A 14,722-nucleotide genomic window follows, 5' to 3' on the forward strand; every position below is an offset into this window, starting at 1 on the left:
AGGCTTGGAAAGTGACAGAAAGAAAAAAAAAGGCCGGATTGACTGGCAAACAGAAAGCTGCCATCCTCCTTATTTCCTTAGGCCCGGATGTTTCTGCATCCGTATATAAGCATCTTACTGAAGAGGAAATTGAGAGATTGACCCTTGAAATTTCTGGAGTGAGAAAAGTGGACTCCCATGATAAAGAAGAAATCCTGGAAGAATTCCATAATATTGCTTTGGCACAGGATTACATCTCGCAAGGCGGAATAGGATATGCGAAGCAGGTACTTGAAAAGGCATTAGGCAGTGATCAGGCAACCGCCATCATTAACCGTTTAACATCATCGTTACAGGTTCGTCCATTCGACTTTGCCCGAAAGGCAGATCCTGGACAAATCTTGAATTTCATCCAGAACGAGCATCCGCAGACCATTGCATTAATCCTGTCTTACCTTGATCCCACACAGGCTGGACAAATATTGTCTGAACTTCCGCAGGAGGTGCAGGCCGATATTGCAAGAAGGATTGCATTAATGGATAGCACTTCTCCGGAAATCATCAATGAAGTGGAGCAAATACTCGAAAGGAAACTTTCTGCGACCGTAACCCAAGATTATACACAGACTGGTGGAGTTGAAGCTGTTGTAGATGTGTTGAATGGTGTTGACCGTTCAACGGAAAGAACGATTTTGGACGCACTTGAAATCCAAGATCCGGAGCTTGCTGAGGAAATCAAGAAACGAATGTTTGTTTTTGAAGATATCGTGACCCTTGATGGCAGAGCGATTCAGCGAGTAGTCAGGGAATCTGATAACGAAGACCTTAAACTTTCCCTTAAAGTGGCTAGTGATGAAGTGAAGGAAATCGTTTTCCAAAACATGTCAAAACGTATGGTAGAAACGTTCCAGGAAGAAATGGAATATATGGGACCAGTACGTTTGCGTGATGTGGAAGAAGCACAATCAAGAATTGTCGCCGTCATCCGAAAACTGGAAGAAACTGGTGATATTGTGATTGCCCGCGGTGGAGGGGATGATATCATTGTCTAGGATTATCAAATCCCAGCAGGCTAACCAGGAGAAAAGCAAAAAGATTGCAATAAAAGTTCGTCCTTTCGACTTTCTTCAAAATGATGATGCAGATGAGCGGAAAAACCTTCATTATATTCAATCTTATGAATTTCTCAATGATGCTAAACAGGAAGCGGAAACGTTATTGCTCGAAGCTAAACAAAAAGCCCAAGCGATTGATGCTGAAATCCAGCTAGACCGAGAAAAATGGGAGAATCAAGAGAAAGCGAAGTTTATCGAACAAGCTCAAAAAGAAGGCTATCAGCAGGGAGTCGAAGATGGGATTCAAAAGGGTTATAACGAGATTGCAGCGGAAATAGCCTTCGCAAAAGAAGTGGTAGAGTCTTCTAAAAAAGATTATCGGGACCACATTGAATCATCTGAAACGGTTATTTTGAATCTTGCCATGAAAGTGGCAGAGAAAATTATCGGGCAACAGCTTGAAAAAGATGAAGATTCTTTTTTATCCATAGTCAAAAGAGCCATCAAAGAGGTGAGGGATTACCGTGAAGTGCAATTACATATCCACCCGATCCAATATCAATCGATTCTTTCTCATAAAGATGAGTTGATGGCAATCTTTCCGAAAGATACCGAGTTGTATATCTTTCCGGATGATGATCTTGAAAAAAGCAGCTGTATCATTGAATCCGAAAACGGAAGGATGGAAGCCAGTGTCGACAGTCAGCTGCAGGAAATAAAAGTGAAACTAACTGAATTGCTGGAAGGGGAGTAAAGATGAAAACTAGAGACCTATTGCCCTTGGTTGATGAAGTTGATCCTTTCAAACATTATGGACGGGTCAAACGTGTCGTGGGGTTAATGATAGAATCTCAAGGCCCTGAAAGCTCTGTAGGTGATGTTTGTTATATCTATACAGGTATACAAAAAAAGAAAAATCGAATCTTAGCTGAAGTTGTCGGATTCCGTGATGAAATGGTTATTTTAATGCCATTTACAGCAGTTAGTGATATTGCACCGGGGTGTATTGTGGAAGGGAGCGGACGGAGCCTTGAGATAAAGGTGGGAAGTGGGCTGATTGGCAAAGTAGTCGATCCAATGGGACATCCCATTGATGACTCAATGCTTCCCAAAGGTCTCGCGACAATTTCCGTGGATCAAGATCCGCCAAATCCGATGAAACGACCTCCCATTAATGAACCGATAGATGTAGGAGTTCGGGTGATTGATAGTTTATTAACAGTTGGAAAAGGACAACGTGTCGGTATCTTTGCAGGGAGCGGTGTCGGGAAAAGCACGTTGCTTGGTATGGTGGCAAGGAATACGACGGCGGACTTAAACGTAATCGGTCTTATTGGGGAACGTGGCCGTGAAGTTCGAGAATTCATTGAGAAAGACCTTGGACCAGAAGGGCTGGCACGATCAATCGTTGTAGTGGCGACATCTGACCAGCCAGCGTTGATGAGGATAAAGGGTGCTTTGACGGCAACTGCCATCGCGGAATATTTTCGTGATAAAGGATTGAATGTGATGCTGATGATGGATTCTGTCACGAGGGTTGCGATGGCCCAAAGGGAAATTGGGCTTGCCATCGGGGAACCGCCGACGACCAAAGGGTATACGCCATCCGTTTTTGCCATCCTTCCAAGGTTACTCGAAAGAACGGGAACAAATCAGCTCGGTACCATTACAGCTTTTTATACGGTTCTCGTTGACGGTGATGACATGAATGAACCGATTGCTGATGCTGTCAGGGGAATTTTGGATGGTCACTTCATACTGGACCGCAACTTGGCCAATAAAGGACAGTTTCCAGCACTCAATGTATTAAAGAGCATTAGTCGTGTCATGAACAATATTATTGGTGAAAAGCATAAAAACGCCGCAGAAATATTGCGGGCAAGTTTATCAACCTATATGGAGTCGGAAGATTTGATAAATATAGGAGCTTATAAGAAGGGTTCTTCCAAACAAATTGATAACTCAATTACACGCTATCCAGAAATCATTTCATTTTTAAAGCAAGGAACCCATGAAAAAGCTTCTAAAGATAATAGTATCAACGCCCTTGTCGAATTGATGGAGAAAGGTGATTAATGATGATTTATCAATATAAATTCGAGAAGATCCTGTCCATCAAAGAAAAAGAAAAAACCGATGCACTAGCTAAATATAATGCTGCTTTAAAAAAATTTGAAGAAGTGGCAGAAAAATTATATAAGCTTTTAAAGAAAAAAGAAGAGTTGCTTGAGTTTCAACAGGAGAAGCTGCGAAATGGATTATCCGTTCAGGATATTCGTCATCATCAGTTATTTATGGACAACTTGGAAAAACTCATAACCCTCTGTCAAGAGGAAGTCATTGAAGCGCGATACAAGATGAATATTCAACGGGATATATTAATGGAAAGAAATATCGAGGTTAAAAAGTACGAGAAAATGAAAGAAAATGATTTTCTTGAATTTCTCGATGTCATTAAGGAAGCTGAGAACAAAGAAATGGATGAAATATCTATCCGGCAATTCTTAAGTAAAGGCGTAAGGTGATGGAATGCGTAAAAAAAGTGAATCTAATGGATTGGAAGAATTGGAAGAAAGGAAGATAAGCAAGTTTCAATGGTTTCTTGTCATCTTCATTCCATTAATCTTTGCGGTAACTGTAGCGTTGATCGTTTTTACAGTTGCAGGGGTGAATGTAGTGGAAAAGGCAAAGGAAATGTCTGCGAAAATACCCTTCATTGAATCGGATCAAAAGGATGAAGAGAATGGTAAACCAGCGAAGAATGATGAGAAAGTTTCCATGAAGCTCGAAAAATTAGAAACCGAGATTGAAAATAAGGAAAAAGAGATAGAAAAGCTTGAGGGCATCATTGATACACGTGACAAGGCCATTGCGAAGGCAGAAGCGGAAAAACAGCAGTTTCAAACAGAAATGAATCAACTTAAGGATAGTCAGAATAATAGTAAACAAGCGTTCAAAGATATAATCCGTACTTATGAAACGATGGCTCCCAAGAGAGCTGCACCTATCATTACAGAAATGAATGATGAAGATGCAGTGGAAATTCTCTCAAGTATGAAAGCAGCCACTTTAGCTAAGGTTTTGGAGCAAATGACAACGGCTGATGCTGCAAGATTAACGAAGAAACTAACGGAACAAAGTTCTTAAGTGGAAAGAGTGAGGAGGTGGATATATGAATTCAGCCATTAATTCTTTACTTCCCTTGGCATCATTAAGTCTAAAGGTACCAATTAAGGCAAATCAGCAAACTAATTCAGGGTTCGGTTCCATCCTTCAGTCAGCCATGGGGGCAGAACCCTCCATTCCACCGGATATGACTGGCATCACTGAAGGAAATATGTCTGTAATAAAGGATTTGCTTGGTTTCTTGAAACTTGAAAGATTGAGTGACACAGTGGAAGATAGTTTTGCCGAAGCTCTTACAGTAAACCAACAAGACAACCGCCTTATTTTACAGATCCTAACAAATGTAGCTGGAAATGATGAGGGTGCCCTTGCTGATTTCTTTGCGAGCATCGAGGAACTGGATTTAGAACAAGAAGTGGATGACTTAAGCCTGGATCCACAAAGCTTGTTATCAGCCAATGTCATGGAACTGTATACAATCCTGAAAAAAGTTACTGTATTGAGCGAAGGAGAATGGCATGACCTCCCCTTATCTGGTGTGGTGAATCTTTTGAAACTGGTGAAAATTCAAGATCTTCTCTCGGAGAATAAGGATATGACACAAGATGAAGCGGCCATCCAGAAACAAATGAAACACCTGCTTGAAGGGATAACGGGAAAGCTGGAGAAATGGCTGTCCAATCAGTCAATATCAAAAACAGATGCTGACCGATCCACCACTTTGGAGAAAGGGCAAACCAAAGCAATAGAAATATTGAAAAGCGCATTCTCGCCATTATCCGCGAGTGACAAGGTAAATAAAGACGGGGCAGTGGGCAGCGGTGTGACTTTGCAAAGTCCGGATAGCGGTAAACATCAAGGGTCTGGTATGCCTTTACTCATGACAAAGCTGGAGCAATTCGTCTTGGCAGCTCCCAAAGGTGTGCAAACCGTCAACCAAGAAGAGTTTGTTAAGCAATTTGAAAATATTTTAAGTAAGGCTAACTTTAGCGGAACTAACGGTGTAAATAAACTGTTGATCAGATTGACTCCTGAACATTTAGGGTCCCTAAGAATCGAGTTGATTCAAAGGGATGGTATGCTGTCAGCCAAGATTCTGGCCACTACTGCCCAGGCCAAAGATATGCTGGAGAATCAGATTCATGGTTTAAAACAAGCCTTTAGCGGACAAAACATTCAAATTGAAAAAATTGAAATATCACAGGCCTTCAATGCTTTTAACTCTGAGAAATTCAGCCAGAAAGATGCGGATGAACATAATGAACAACAGGAGAGTAAGGAAGAGAGCAATGATGAGACGGAAAGCGAGTTTACGGGATCCCTTGCCGATGCTCTGTTAAATCTGGAAGTGTAGGTGAAAAAATGACGACCATCGATACGTCGCTATTATTATCAAAATCTCAAACTGAAAACAGAAAAACCGGGGATGCATTGGGAAAAGATGATTTCTTGAAATTGTTGCTTACCCAGCTTCAAAACCAAGATCCGTCAAGTCCGATGGACAATACGGAATTCATCGCCCAAATGGCCACTTTTTCTTCTCTGGAACAGATGATGAATATGGGAGCCCAAATGGAAGAAATAATCGGGATCAATCAACAAAATAGTTTAATGAACTATAACTCTTTTGTAGGGAAGGAAGTCACTTGGCACAAATTGGATGAAGGCGATGATGACCTTGCGATAGAAGAAGGGACAGGCATCGTTAAATCCATTCAATATAAGGGTGATGGTGTTTATTTTCTTTTAGAAGATGGCACAAAGCTTGAACCCGCAAATATTTCGGCAATGAAACAAACAAGTTCCATGTCGAATAGCCTGACGGCGGCCAGTGAATTAATAGGCAAGCGCGTTTCCTGGATGGACGAAAAAAATGGGGAGTCGTCCGCAGTCGTAATCTCGGTATCCATGAGTAATGGCAAGCTGCAAATTGAAGTGGATGATGAAAACAAAACCAAATTATCATCAGAGCAATTGATGAAAATCGCTGAAGCTTAAGGGGCAGGAATATGAATAAACTTGATTTTCAAGCAAATTCCGCTCAGCTGATGTCACAAACCAAATTACCGTTTTATGCAAGGGCAGATGACCCAACGAGGCTTTCAACAGCATTTTCAAGCTGCTCTGTCTCCACAAATCAAAAATTGATCATTAGTAAACATGCGCTCAATTACGGATGAGTCATAGGAATATAGATATAGCACCGCAAACCTGGGGCAAAATAGCCCATAAAGCCAATGAGGCCAAAAAGATGGGTGTAACCGAATCTCTTATCATTACAGATAATGCGGCACTCATAGTAAGCACGGTAAACAACAAGGTCATCACGGTCATGGACAGGAATGAAGCAACATCACAAATTTTCACGAACATCAATGAAACCATAATTTTAGATAAATAGGCTGGACTTGGAAAAGGAAGCCTGGACTGTGGAATGACGGAAGCAGTCGTTATATGAAAGGGGAGCTTTTACATGCTTCGTTCAATGTATTCGGGAATAAGCGGATTGAAAAACTTACAAACAAAATTGGATGTTATCGGTAATAACGTTGCCAATGTCAATACATATGGTTTCAAAAAAAGCCGTGTGACATTCAGCGATGCGATGAACCAAACGGTATCTGGTGCAAGTGCAGCAACAGCCAATAAAGGCGGAACCAATTCTAAACAAATTGGATTAGGCTCCACGATTGCTACAATCGATACGATCCATACACAGTCAAGCCTGCAAACCACCGGCCGCGATCTTGATTTAGGAATTTCCGGTGATGGCTATTTCGTCGTTAAGCAAGGTGATTCGCTTTCATATACACGTGCAGGTAACTTTTATCTGGATGATAATGGTACGCTTGTTAACGCGAATGGTTTGAAAGTACAGGCTTACAAGATTGATGAAAACGGGAAACGATCAAAAACGATTGGCGACGTTGCTGTTAACGTCAATGCGATTTTACCTGCCATTACCACTACTAAAATATCAGTAAGTGGAAATCTAGCTTCTGACGCAATTGATGGTACCGTATTTAGCCAGCAAATGAAAGTTGTGGATGAAAAAGGAAAGGAACAAACGGCAACTATCTATTTCCAAAAAAACGGAAATGATAAATGGGAGCTTTTTGATGAAGAACCTGCTGCTTTGGGGGATACATCAACAACTAAACCAAAACCGTTCACTTCGGTGAAGTTCGATGCTAATGGTCAGATAGTGGCAGCTGATAAAACCCAGGCAGGTCAAACCATAAACATTTCAAGCGGCAAAGAGGATGACTCGGATACAGCAGTTGATGAAAGCATTCAAAAAGTTAATTTGGATTTTGATTTCTCGAATCTTACTCAAGTTAAAGGTTCCACTACTGCTCTTGTCAATCCGGATGGTAATAAAGAAGGGAAACTGGAAAGCTTTAACATTGGTTCATCAGGAGAAATAAATGGCGTTTATTCCAACGGACTTATCACAACCTTAGGCCAGCTGGCCGTTGCCAAGTTTTCCAATGCATCAGGCTTGACGAAAACGGGTGGTAACACTTTTCAGGAATCAATCAATTCAGGTACTGCAAACATCAATATCGCAGGTGAAGGGCGCGGAGTGATTGCATCAGGTTCATTGGAAATGTCCAATGTGGATTTATCCGAAGAATTTACTGAAATGATCGTTGCTCAACGTGGTTTCCAGTCGAATTCAAGGATCATAACGACGTCGGATGAAATTTTACAGGAATTGGTTAACTTAAAACGATAGGTTAAGGGAGGGAGGAGCCAGGTCTTTTGCTCTGGCTCCTAAATATCATTATCAAAGTCAGAAGGCTCAATGGAAAATGCTTTCATATAAATGCATTGTACATAGACACAGTCGAGACATTGCCAGATACGACCATTACTTTTACAAATGGTAAGAAAATTGTTGTGCTAGAGAAGGAAGAGGAACTGGTTGAAGCCATTATACAATTTTATCGTACCGTTAATATTCTCGGTTTTCGTAAGGATGTGGAGGAAAGTTCATGAAAAAAAATCTATTGACTATTATGTTGATTATACTCGTGGCTATAACGCTTGTTGGTGTCATAGCGGTCGTGGTTGTGACAAAGTTATCTGATCCCATATCTGCCGAAGATAAACCTAGCATTGACGAAATTGTCAAATCATCAGTTGAGGTTCCTGAAATTACTACGAATCTTGCTGGCAATGATTATATTAAAATCTCATTTATGGTCCAAACAGAAAATAAAAAAGCAAAAGAAGAGTTGGAAAAAAGAAATTTTCAAGTGAAGAATATCATCATTACCGAACTATCCGAAATGAAAGCGGAAGAGTTAACCGGTAAAAAAGGCAAGGAAAAGCTTCAAGAAGCCTTAAAGACAAGAATGAATGAATTAATGGAAGAAGGAAAAGTTGAAAAGGTTTATATAACTTCCTCGATTCTGCAATAAGAACATCCTTGCTTCATTAAATAAGAAGGGGAAGCTTTGGAGGTGAGTGTTAATGTCCGGGGAAATATTATCGCAAAATGAAATCGATGCTTTGTTATCGGCCATTTCCACAGGTGAAATGGATGCAGATGATTTAAAAAAAGAAGAATTAGAAAAAAGAGTGAAAGTATACGACTTTAAAAGGGCGCTTCGGTTTTCAAAGGATCAAATCCGGAGTTTGACTAGGATACACGAGAACTTTGCAAGGCTGCTGACCACATACTTTTCTGCTCAGCTTAGAACATATGTCCAAATTTCCGTTGCTTCGGCAGATCAAATACCATACGAAGAATTTATCCGGTCGATTCCGAAAATGACCATCATGAATGTTTTTGAGGTACCGCCCTTGGATGGCCGAATCATTCTTGAGGTCAACCCGAATATCGCCTATTCCATGATGGATCGTGTTTTGGGCGGGCGGGGCATAAGCGCGAATAAGGTAGATAGTTTAACGGAAATAGAAACGAAAATCATGTCGAATTTATTCGAGAAGGCTTTTGAAAATTTACAGGAGGCTTGGGGAACGATTGTTGAAATCGAACCGGTGATGACTGAGTTCGAGGTGAATCCACAATTCCTGCAACTGGTTTCGCCCAATGATACAGTTGTGGTCATTTCCTTGAATACACAAATAGGAGAAACGAGCGGAATGATTAATGTTTGCATTCCTCACGTCGTATTGGAACCGATCATACCAAAGTTGTCTGCTCATTATTGGATGGAGAATTCCCAAAAGGAAAAAATCCCAGAGGAAATCATGATTTTGGAAAAACGTATCCGAAACGCAGACCTTCCCATTATTTCCGAACTTGGTTCTACGGATATCACCATCCAGGATTTTTTGCTGCTTGATGTTGGCGATGTCATCGATTTAAATAAGGCAATCGATGAACCTTTGACGATTACAATTGGTGGGATCCCAAAATACAGTGGGCAGCCAGGAAAAGTAGGAAAAAAACATGCTATCCAGATTCTTGATATTTTGAAAGGGGGAGACGAAGATGGTAAGTGATGAAATGCTTTCACAAGACGAGATAGATGCCCTTTTAAAAGGTACAAGTGATATAGAAGATAAGGTGATCCCTCTCTCGATTGACGATTATTTATCAATGATGGAACTCGACACCCTCGGTGAAATTGGTAATATCTCCTTCGGAAGTTCGGCCACTGCCCTATCCACGTTGTTGAATCAGAAAGTGGATATCACTACCCCGACGGTTACTTTAATTGAAAGGGGACAGATTGCGGAAGAATTCCCGCATCCATATGTAGCGATTCAAGTGCAATATACAGAAGGTTTTTCAGGTATAAATATGCTGGTAATCAAGCAGAGCGATGCAGCTATCATTGCAGATTTGATGCTTGGCGGAGATGGGGAGAATCCGTCTGACCTGCTTGGGGAAATTCAATTGAGTGCTGTCCAGGAAGCCATGAACCAAATGATGGGTTCTGCTGCGACATCGATGTCGACCATTTTCACTAAAAAAGTGGATATTTCACCACCCAGCGTAGATTTACTTAACTTTTTAAATGGTGTAGGTGAAAATGCAATACCTGACGAGGATTTATTTGCAAAAATCTCATTCCGCCTCCGTGTCGGCAACTTAATTGATTCCAACATTATGCAATTGTTGCCATTAGAGTTTGCTAAAGGGTTAGTTTCTGAATTATTAAGTGGGACGAGCGAAAGCCAACCTGCCGATATGAAAACCCAAATAGCACAAAGTGATCCAGTAATGAACATTCCAACTCACGAGCCGGCATTCCAGAATAACCGATCTGATCGTTCGGCAAGTGAAACTCATGGAGAAGGCGGTCACCAAACCCAACCTACGAACCAAATACCGAATGTACCACAACATTTTGGAGTTTCATACGTATCAACAGGACAGCCGGTTAATGTTCAGCCTGCCAGTTTCACTAGTTTTCAGCCTTATCAGCTTCAGGAGCCTGAAACGAAAAATCTCAGCATGCTGATGGATATCCCCTTGCAAGTGACTGTGGAACTTGGAAGAACGAAACGCTCCGTAAAGGATATTTTGGAGCTGTCCTCCGGATCGATCATCGAATTGGATAAATTAGCAGGAGAGCCAGTGGATATCCTTGTAAACAGCCGCTTGATAGCAAAAGGCGAGGTAGTGGTGATTGATGAGAACTTTGGGGTACGTGTTACGGATATCATGAGTCAAAGTGAACGATTAAATAAAATAAAATAATTTGGGGGACGAAAAAATGGCTAATAAAATTTTAATTGTGGACGATGCAGCATTTATGAGAATGATGATAAAGGATATCCTTTCTAAAAATGGTTTTGAAATAGTCGGGGAAGCAGCAGATGGCGCTCAAGCAGTGGAGAAATATAAAGAAACCCATCCGGATCTTGTAACGATGGATATTACCATGCCCGAAATGGATGGAATTACAGCGTTAAAGGAAATTAAAAAGATAAATCCTCAAGCTAAGGTCATCATGTGTTCAGCGATGGGGCAGCAAGCCATGGTCATCGATGCGATCCAGGCCGGTGCAAAAGACTTTATCGTGAAGCCATTCCAGGCAGACCGTGTTTTGGAAGCCATAAATAAAGCATTAAGTTAAGAGGGTGTCTTCATATTGTTAATTAAAAAATGGCTTCAGGTCTCACTGATGATAGCAATATTCTTCTCTGGGGCCATACAGGCCCATGCGGAAGATCTTGAAAAATCAGTGAAGGATGTTTATGAACAGCCAGATGATTTAAAGGTGGATAAAGGTGAATCAATAGACTCGAAATCTACCAAACAGGAAACGAATCCTGACAAAGTGGGGATAACCGTCTGGGAGTTTCTGAGGATGATATTTGCTACTATTTTTGTAGTGGCCCTTCTATATATCCTATTAAAGTTCATCAATAAAAAAAGTAAATCGTATCAAAAGGCAAATTCAGTGGAGAATTTAGGCGGTACGGGCCTTGGTGCAAACCGTTCTGTTCAGCTTGTTAAAGTCGGCCGGCGAATATTGGTGATCGGGGTCGGCGAAAACATTCAGCTATTGAAAGAAATAGATGATCCCGAGGAATATGAACAGCTTTTGAAAGATCACAACGATAAGATCGATCAAATGATCCAGCCTGGGGAACTTGCAATGAAGTTGAAAAATAAGTGGTTGAAGAAAAGCGGATCCGAAACCGGTAGTTTCTCTGCAGAGTTCAAAAATCAACTTGATCAAATGTCTGATAGCAGAAAAAAGCTGTTAAAGGAGCTTGATAGGAAAGGAAGAGACAATGAATGAATGAGTTCATGGAGTTTTTTAATAACAGTGATCCCACTAATGTCTCTACTTCCGTCAAACTTGTTCTTCTGATGACTGTCTTATCGTTGGCTCCAAGCATATTGATCTTGATGACCTGTTTTACAAGAATCATCATTGTCCTGAGCTTTGTGAGAACATCGCTAGCTACACAGCAGATGCCGCCGAATCAGGTGTTGGTCGGCTTGGCGCTTTTCATGACATTTTTCATAATGGCACCGACTTTTCAGGAAGTGAATGAAAAGGCATTAACCCCGTTATTTAATGAAGAGATAGATTTAGAAGAGGCATATGTACAGGCGTCGATACCATTCAAGGAATTCATGAGTGCCCATACGAGGCAAAAGGATCTGGCGTTATTTTTGGATTATGCCAAGGTGGATAAGCCTGAAACGATACAGGACATTCCCTTGACTGCCTTTGTACCTGCTTTTGCGATCAGTGAAATCAAAACAGCTTTTCAAATAGGTTTCATGATTTTCATTCCCTTTTTGGTTATTGATATGGTCGTTGCAAGTGTTCTGATGTCGATGGGGATGATGATGTTGCCGCCAGTCATGATTTCCCTGCCATTTAAAATCCTCCTTTTCATTCTTGTTGACGGGTGGTATTTAGTGGTGAAGTCTTTATTACAGAGTTTTTAAGCAGGTGAGAAAAAATGAGTGCAGATTTTGTTATTGATATAGCAGAAAAAGGAATTTATATGGTATTGATTATCGCTGGCCCATTGATGGTAATCGCTCTTATTGTAGGACTATTAGTAAGCATCTTTCAGGCGACTACACAGATACAGGAACAAACCTTGGCATTTGTTCCGAAAATCGTCGCAGTCTTATTGGGACTCATTTTATTGGCTCCATGGATGCTGAGCCACCTATTATCATATGCAAATGAAATATTCGGCAATCTGAATCGATTTGTAGGGTAGGGCATGGAGGAATTATTTCCGCACTTTCCAGCCTTTTTATTAATTGTTGTCCGGGTCACTACATTTTTCGTGGCCATGCCGATTTTTTCGTACCGTTCAATACCGGTACAACATCGGGTCGGGCTTGGAATCTTCCTTGCCTGGATCATGTACTACACCATCGATGCTCCGGTTCTGGAATTGGATGTGACGTTTTATTTATTGATCATGAAGGAAGCGCTTGTTGGCCTTTTCATTGGGTTTGCAGCGTATATGATTTTGTCGGCCGTTCAAGTCGCTGGCGGATTGATTGATTTTCAAATGGGTTTTTCAATAGCGAATGTCATCGATCCCCAAACGGGTGCACAAAGCCCGTTGATGGGACAATACCTTTATACTGTCGCTTTATTATTCTTAATGAGCACTAACGGTCATCATTTGCTTTTGGATGGAATTTTTTATAGTTATCAGTTCATCCCAATTGACCAATTATTTGTACCATTCGGAGATCATGCACTGATAGAATATTTGGCCAAAGCTTTCAGCAAAGCTTTCATGATTGCTTTTCAAATGTCCATACCTGTAGTGGGAAGTATTTTCTTAGTGGATGTCACGCTAGGGATCCTTGCCAGGACAGTCCCTCAATTAAATGTGTTCGTTGTCGGAATTCCAGTGAAAGTCATTGCCGGCTTAGCGGTTATCATACTGGTAATGGGGATGATGATGACAGTTGTCACCCAACTCTTCAATTTCTTGCTTTTGACCATGCGTCATCTAATGCAGTTGATTGGAGGCGTTTGATATGGAGAGATTTCAGTTGGATTTGCAGTTTTTCGCTGGTGAGAAGACCGAAAAGGCGACTCCCAAAAAACGCCAGGATTCGAAGAAAAAAGGTCAGGTGGCAAAGAGTCAGGATGTAAATACCTCTGTGAATTTACTTGCAGTGTTTTCAGTATTATTGCTTATGGGACCGTACATGTATAATCATCTGCTCGGTCTCATGAAAGAATATCTGCAACATTTTACTTTGACTGGATTCAATGAGGAAAATATGCAAATTATCATGATTGAGGTTTTAAAGGAGATGGGCCTTATCCTGGGACCCGTTTTCGCAGCAGCGCTAGTGGCTGGGATATTGGCTAATGTCATGCAAGTCGGATTTTTGTTTTCGACTGAATCCATTCAGTTCAAACTTGATAAATTGGATCCCATTAAAGGATTCAAGCGTATTTTTTCAATGAGGGCAATTGTTGAATTATTGAAATCCATTCTTAAAATATCATTTGTTGGTTTTGTTGCCTTTTATGTACTATGGCAGCGCATGGATGAGATTATGATTTTATCACAGGTTTCTGTGGAAGAAGCGATGGCAACATTGGCGGATATTACGATTAAAGTAGGATATTATGCTGCTGTGGCTTTATTGTTCATTGCTCTATTAGACTATTTGTATCAAAAGTATGACTTTGAAAAAAACATCCGGATGTCCAAACAGGATATCAAGGATGAGTATAAAAATTCCGAAGGGGACCCGCTCATCAAATCCAAGATAAAGCAAAAGCAGAGGCAGATGGCCGCTCAAAGAATGATGCAGGAAATTCCCGATGCGGATGTCGTCATCACTAACCCGACGCATTTTGCTATTGCTTTAAAATATGATGAAGAAAAAGCTGAGGCTCCGTATGTAGTGGCAAAGGGCGTTGATTTTGTTGCTCAGAAAATTAAATTCATTGCTAAAGAAAACGATGTGATCATGGTGGAAAATCGGCCTTTGGCCAGGTCTTTATATGATCAAGCTGAATTAGGCCAGGCGATACCTGAAGAGTTCTTTAAAGCGGTCGCTGAAATACTGGCCTTTGTATATAAAACCAAAGGTAAACTGTAAAGAAGTAATAGGGTAACCC

The 14,722-nt window shown here is 40.9% G+C and carries 20 protein-coding genes; all 20 read left to right on the plus strand.

What is annotated here, in order from left to right:
- Positions 1-11: 11 nt before the first annotated feature.
- The 20 genes from fliG (at position 12) to flhB (ending at position 14,703) form a co-directional block, all read left to right on the plus strand.
- Positions 12-1,031, plus strand: coding sequence for a flagellar motor switch protein FliG (fliG, locus tag ACIQ0C_RS09795; RefSeq protein ID WP_403059289.1), 1,020 nt, complete (start codon positions 12-14; stop codon positions 1,029-1,031).
- Positions 1,024-1,788: a flagellar assembly protein FliH gene (gene fliH, locus ACIQ0C_RS09800; protein ID WP_403059291.1), complete on the plus strand. Its 765-nt coding sequence runs from the start codon at positions 1,024-1,026 to the stop codon at positions 1,786-1,788. The genes fliG and fliH overlap by 8 nt, the downstream gene beginning before the upstream one ends.
- A 2-nt stretch (positions 1,789-1,790) precedes the next feature.
- Positions 1,791-3,110: a flagellar protein export ATPase FliI gene (gene fliI, locus ACIQ0C_RS09805; RefSeq protein ID WP_403059293.1), complete on the plus strand. Its 1,320-nt coding sequence runs from the start codon at positions 1,791-1,793 to the stop codon at positions 3,108-3,110.
- Positions 3,111-3,112: 2 nt separating this feature from the next.
- The gene (fliJ, locus tag ACIQ0C_RS09810) at positions 3,113-3,559 is read left to right on the plus strand and encodes a flagellar export protein FliJ (protein WP_402839759.1); all 447 of its coding nucleotides are present in this window, start codon (positions 3,113-3,115) and stop codon (positions 3,557-3,559) included.
- A 4-nt stretch (positions 3,560-3,563) separates the two neighbouring features.
- Positions 3,564-4,181 carry a MotE family protein gene (locus ACIQ0C_RS09815; protein WP_403059295.1) on the plus strand — a complete coding sequence of 206 codons (618 nt, stop codon included), beginning with the start codon at positions 3,564-3,566 and terminating at the stop codon, positions 4,179-4,181.
- Positions 4,182-4,206: 25 nt separating this feature from the next.
- Positions 4,207-5,514 (plus strand): flagellar hook-length control protein FliK, encoded by a 1,308-nt coding sequence (locus ACIQ0C_RS09820; RefSeq protein ID WP_403059297.1) that lies wholly within the window; start codon positions 4,207-4,209, stop codon positions 5,512-5,514.
- An 8-nt stretch (positions 5,515-5,522) separates the two neighbouring features.
- Positions 5,523-6,158 (plus strand): flagellar hook assembly protein FlgD, encoded by a 636-nt coding sequence (gene flgD / locus ACIQ0C_RS09825; protein ID WP_403059299.1) that lies wholly within the window; start codon positions 5,523-5,525, stop codon positions 6,156-6,158.
- Positions 6,159-6,169: 11 nt separating this feature from the next.
- On the plus strand, positions 6,170-6,340 hold the full coding sequence (locus ACIQ0C_RS09830; protein ID WP_403059301.1) for a hypothetical protein: 171 nt from the start codon (positions 6,170-6,172) through the stop codon (positions 6,338-6,340).
- Positions 6,337-6,561, plus strand: coding sequence for a hypothetical protein (locus ACIQ0C_RS09835; RefSeq protein ID WP_403059303.1), 225 nt, complete (start codon positions 6,337-6,339; stop codon positions 6,559-6,561). The genes ACIQ0C_RS09830 and ACIQ0C_RS09835 overlap by 4 nt, the downstream gene beginning before the upstream one ends.
- 72 nt (positions 6,562-6,633) lie before the next feature.
- Positions 6,634-7,899 (plus strand): flagellar hook protein FlgE, encoded by a 1,266-nt coding sequence (locus tag ACIQ0C_RS09840; protein ID WP_402839500.1) that lies wholly within the window; start codon positions 6,634-6,636, stop codon positions 7,897-7,899.
- 26 nt (positions 7,900-7,925) lie between these two features.
- A complete protein-coding gene (locus ACIQ0C_RS09845; RefSeq protein ID WP_403059305.1) occupies positions 7,926-8,162 on the plus strand; it encodes a flagellar FlbD family protein in 237 nt (78 codons plus the stop codon).
- A complete protein-coding gene (gene fliL / locus ACIQ0C_RS09850) occupies positions 8,159-8,587 on the plus strand; it encodes a flagellar basal body-associated protein FliL (protein ID WP_403059307.1) in 429 nt (142 codons plus the stop codon). The genes ACIQ0C_RS09845 and fliL overlap by 4 nt, the downstream gene beginning before the upstream one ends.
- A 52-nt stretch (positions 8,588-8,639) precedes the next feature.
- Complete coding sequence (gene fliM, locus ACIQ0C_RS09855) at positions 8,640-9,638, plus strand: flagellar motor switch protein FliM (RefSeq protein WP_403059309.1); 999 nt, start codon at positions 8,640-8,642, stop codon at positions 9,636-9,638.
- The gene (fliY, locus tag ACIQ0C_RS09860) at positions 9,628-10,842 is read left to right on the plus strand and encodes a flagellar motor switch phosphatase FliY (RefSeq protein WP_403059311.1); all 1,215 of its coding nucleotides are present in this window, start codon (positions 9,628-9,630) and stop codon (positions 10,840-10,842) included. The genes fliM and fliY overlap by 11 nt, the downstream gene beginning before the upstream one ends.
- A 16-nt stretch (positions 10,843-10,858) precedes the next feature.
- Positions 10,859-11,221, plus strand: coding sequence for a chemotaxis protein CheY (cheY, locus tag ACIQ0C_RS09865; RefSeq protein ID WP_323598855.1), 363 nt, complete (start codon positions 10,859-10,861; stop codon positions 11,219-11,221).
- Positions 11,222-11,236: 15 nt separating this feature from the next.
- Entirely contained in the window at positions 11,237-11,893 is a 657-nt protein-coding gene (locus ACIQ0C_RS09870; protein WP_403059313.1) for a flagellar biosynthetic protein FliO, read from the plus strand.
- Positions 11,890-12,555 carry a flagellar type III secretion system pore protein FliP gene (gene fliP / locus ACIQ0C_RS09875; protein WP_063596265.1) on the plus strand — a complete coding sequence of 222 codons (666 nt, stop codon included), beginning with the start codon at positions 11,890-11,892 and terminating at the stop codon, positions 12,553-12,555. The genes ACIQ0C_RS09870 and fliP overlap by 4 nt, the downstream gene beginning before the upstream one ends.
- A 14-nt stretch (positions 12,556-12,569) precedes the next feature.
- Positions 12,570-12,839, plus strand: coding sequence for a flagellar biosynthesis protein FliQ (gene fliQ / locus ACIQ0C_RS09880; protein WP_101224658.1), 270 nt, complete (start codon positions 12,570-12,572; stop codon positions 12,837-12,839).
- A 3-nt stretch (positions 12,840-12,842) separates the two neighbouring features.
- The gene (fliR, locus tag ACIQ0C_RS09885; protein ID WP_403059315.1) at positions 12,843-13,619 is read left to right on the plus strand and encodes a flagellar biosynthetic protein FliR; all 777 of its coding nucleotides are present in this window, start codon (positions 12,843-12,845) and stop codon (positions 13,617-13,619) included.
- Between the two features lies 1 nt (position 13,620).
- Positions 13,621-14,703: a flagellar biosynthesis protein FlhB gene (gene flhB, locus ACIQ0C_RS09890; RefSeq protein ID WP_403059317.1), complete on the plus strand. Its 1,083-nt coding sequence runs from the start codon at positions 13,621-13,623 to the stop codon at positions 14,701-14,703.
- The last annotated feature ends 19 nt before the right edge of the window (positions 14,704-14,722 follow it).

This window comes from Peribacillus sp. NPDC096448 (assembly GCF_044762675.1).
In the GTDB taxonomy this organism is placed as follows: domain Bacteria; phylum Bacillota; class Bacilli; order Bacillales; family DSM-1321; genus Peribacillus; species Peribacillus frigoritolerans_B.

Coding starts and splice junctions, on each gene's coding strand:
- ACIQ0C_RS09820 (WP_403059297.1), top strand. CDS start 4,207: ATGAATTCAGCCATTAATTCTTTACTTCCCTTGGCATCATTAAGTCTA.
- fliY (WP_403059311.1), top strand. CDS start 9,628: ATGGTAAGTGATGAAATGCTTTCACAAGACGAGATAGATGCCCTTTTA.
- fliI (WP_403059293.1), top strand. CDS start 1,791: ATGAAAACTAGAGACCTATTGCCCTTGGTTGATGAAGTTGATCCTTTC.
- flhB (WP_403059317.1), top strand. CDS start 13,621: ATGGAGAGATTTCAGTTGGATTTGCAGTTTTTCGCTGGTGAGAAGACC.
- ACIQ0C_RS09830 (WP_403059301.1), top strand. CDS start 6,170: ATGAATAAACTTGATTTTCAAGCAAATTCCGCTCAGCTGATGTCACAA.
- fliR (WP_403059315.1), top strand. CDS start 12,843: ATGGAGGAATTATTTCCGCACTTTCCAGCCTTTTTATTAATTGTTGTC.
- fliP (WP_063596265.1), top strand. CDS start 11,890: ATGAATGAGTTCATGGAGTTTTTTAATAACAGTGATCCCACTAATGTC.
- fliJ (WP_402839759.1), top strand. CDS start 3,113: ATGATTTATCAATATAAATTCGAGAAGATCCTGTCCATCAAAGAAAAA.
- cheY (WP_323598855.1), top strand. CDS start 10,859: ATGGCTAATAAAATTTTAATTGTGGACGATGCAGCATTTATGAGAATG.
- fliM (WP_403059309.1), top strand. CDS start 8,640: ATGTCCGGGGAAATATTATCGCAAAATGAAATCGATGCTTTGTTATCG.
- flgD (WP_403059299.1), top strand. CDS start 5,523: ATGACGACCATCGATACGTCGCTATTATTATCAAAATCTCAAACTGAA.
- ACIQ0C_RS09815 (WP_403059295.1), top strand. CDS start 3,564: ATGCGTAAAAAAAGTGAATCTAATGGATTGGAAGAATTGGAAGAAAGG.
- fliQ (WP_101224658.1), top strand. CDS start 12,570: ATGAGTGCAGATTTTGTTATTGATATAGCAGAAAAAGGAATTTATATG.
- ACIQ0C_RS09840 (WP_402839500.1), top strand. CDS start 6,634: ATGCTTCGTTCAATGTATTCGGGAATAAGCGGATTGAAAAACTTACAA.
- fliL (WP_403059307.1), top strand. CDS start 8,159: ATGAAAAAAAATCTATTGACTATTATGTTGATTATACTCGTGGCTATA.
- ACIQ0C_RS09835 (WP_403059303.1), top strand. CDS start 6,337: ATGAGTCATAGGAATATAGATATAGCACCGCAAACCTGGGGCAAAATA.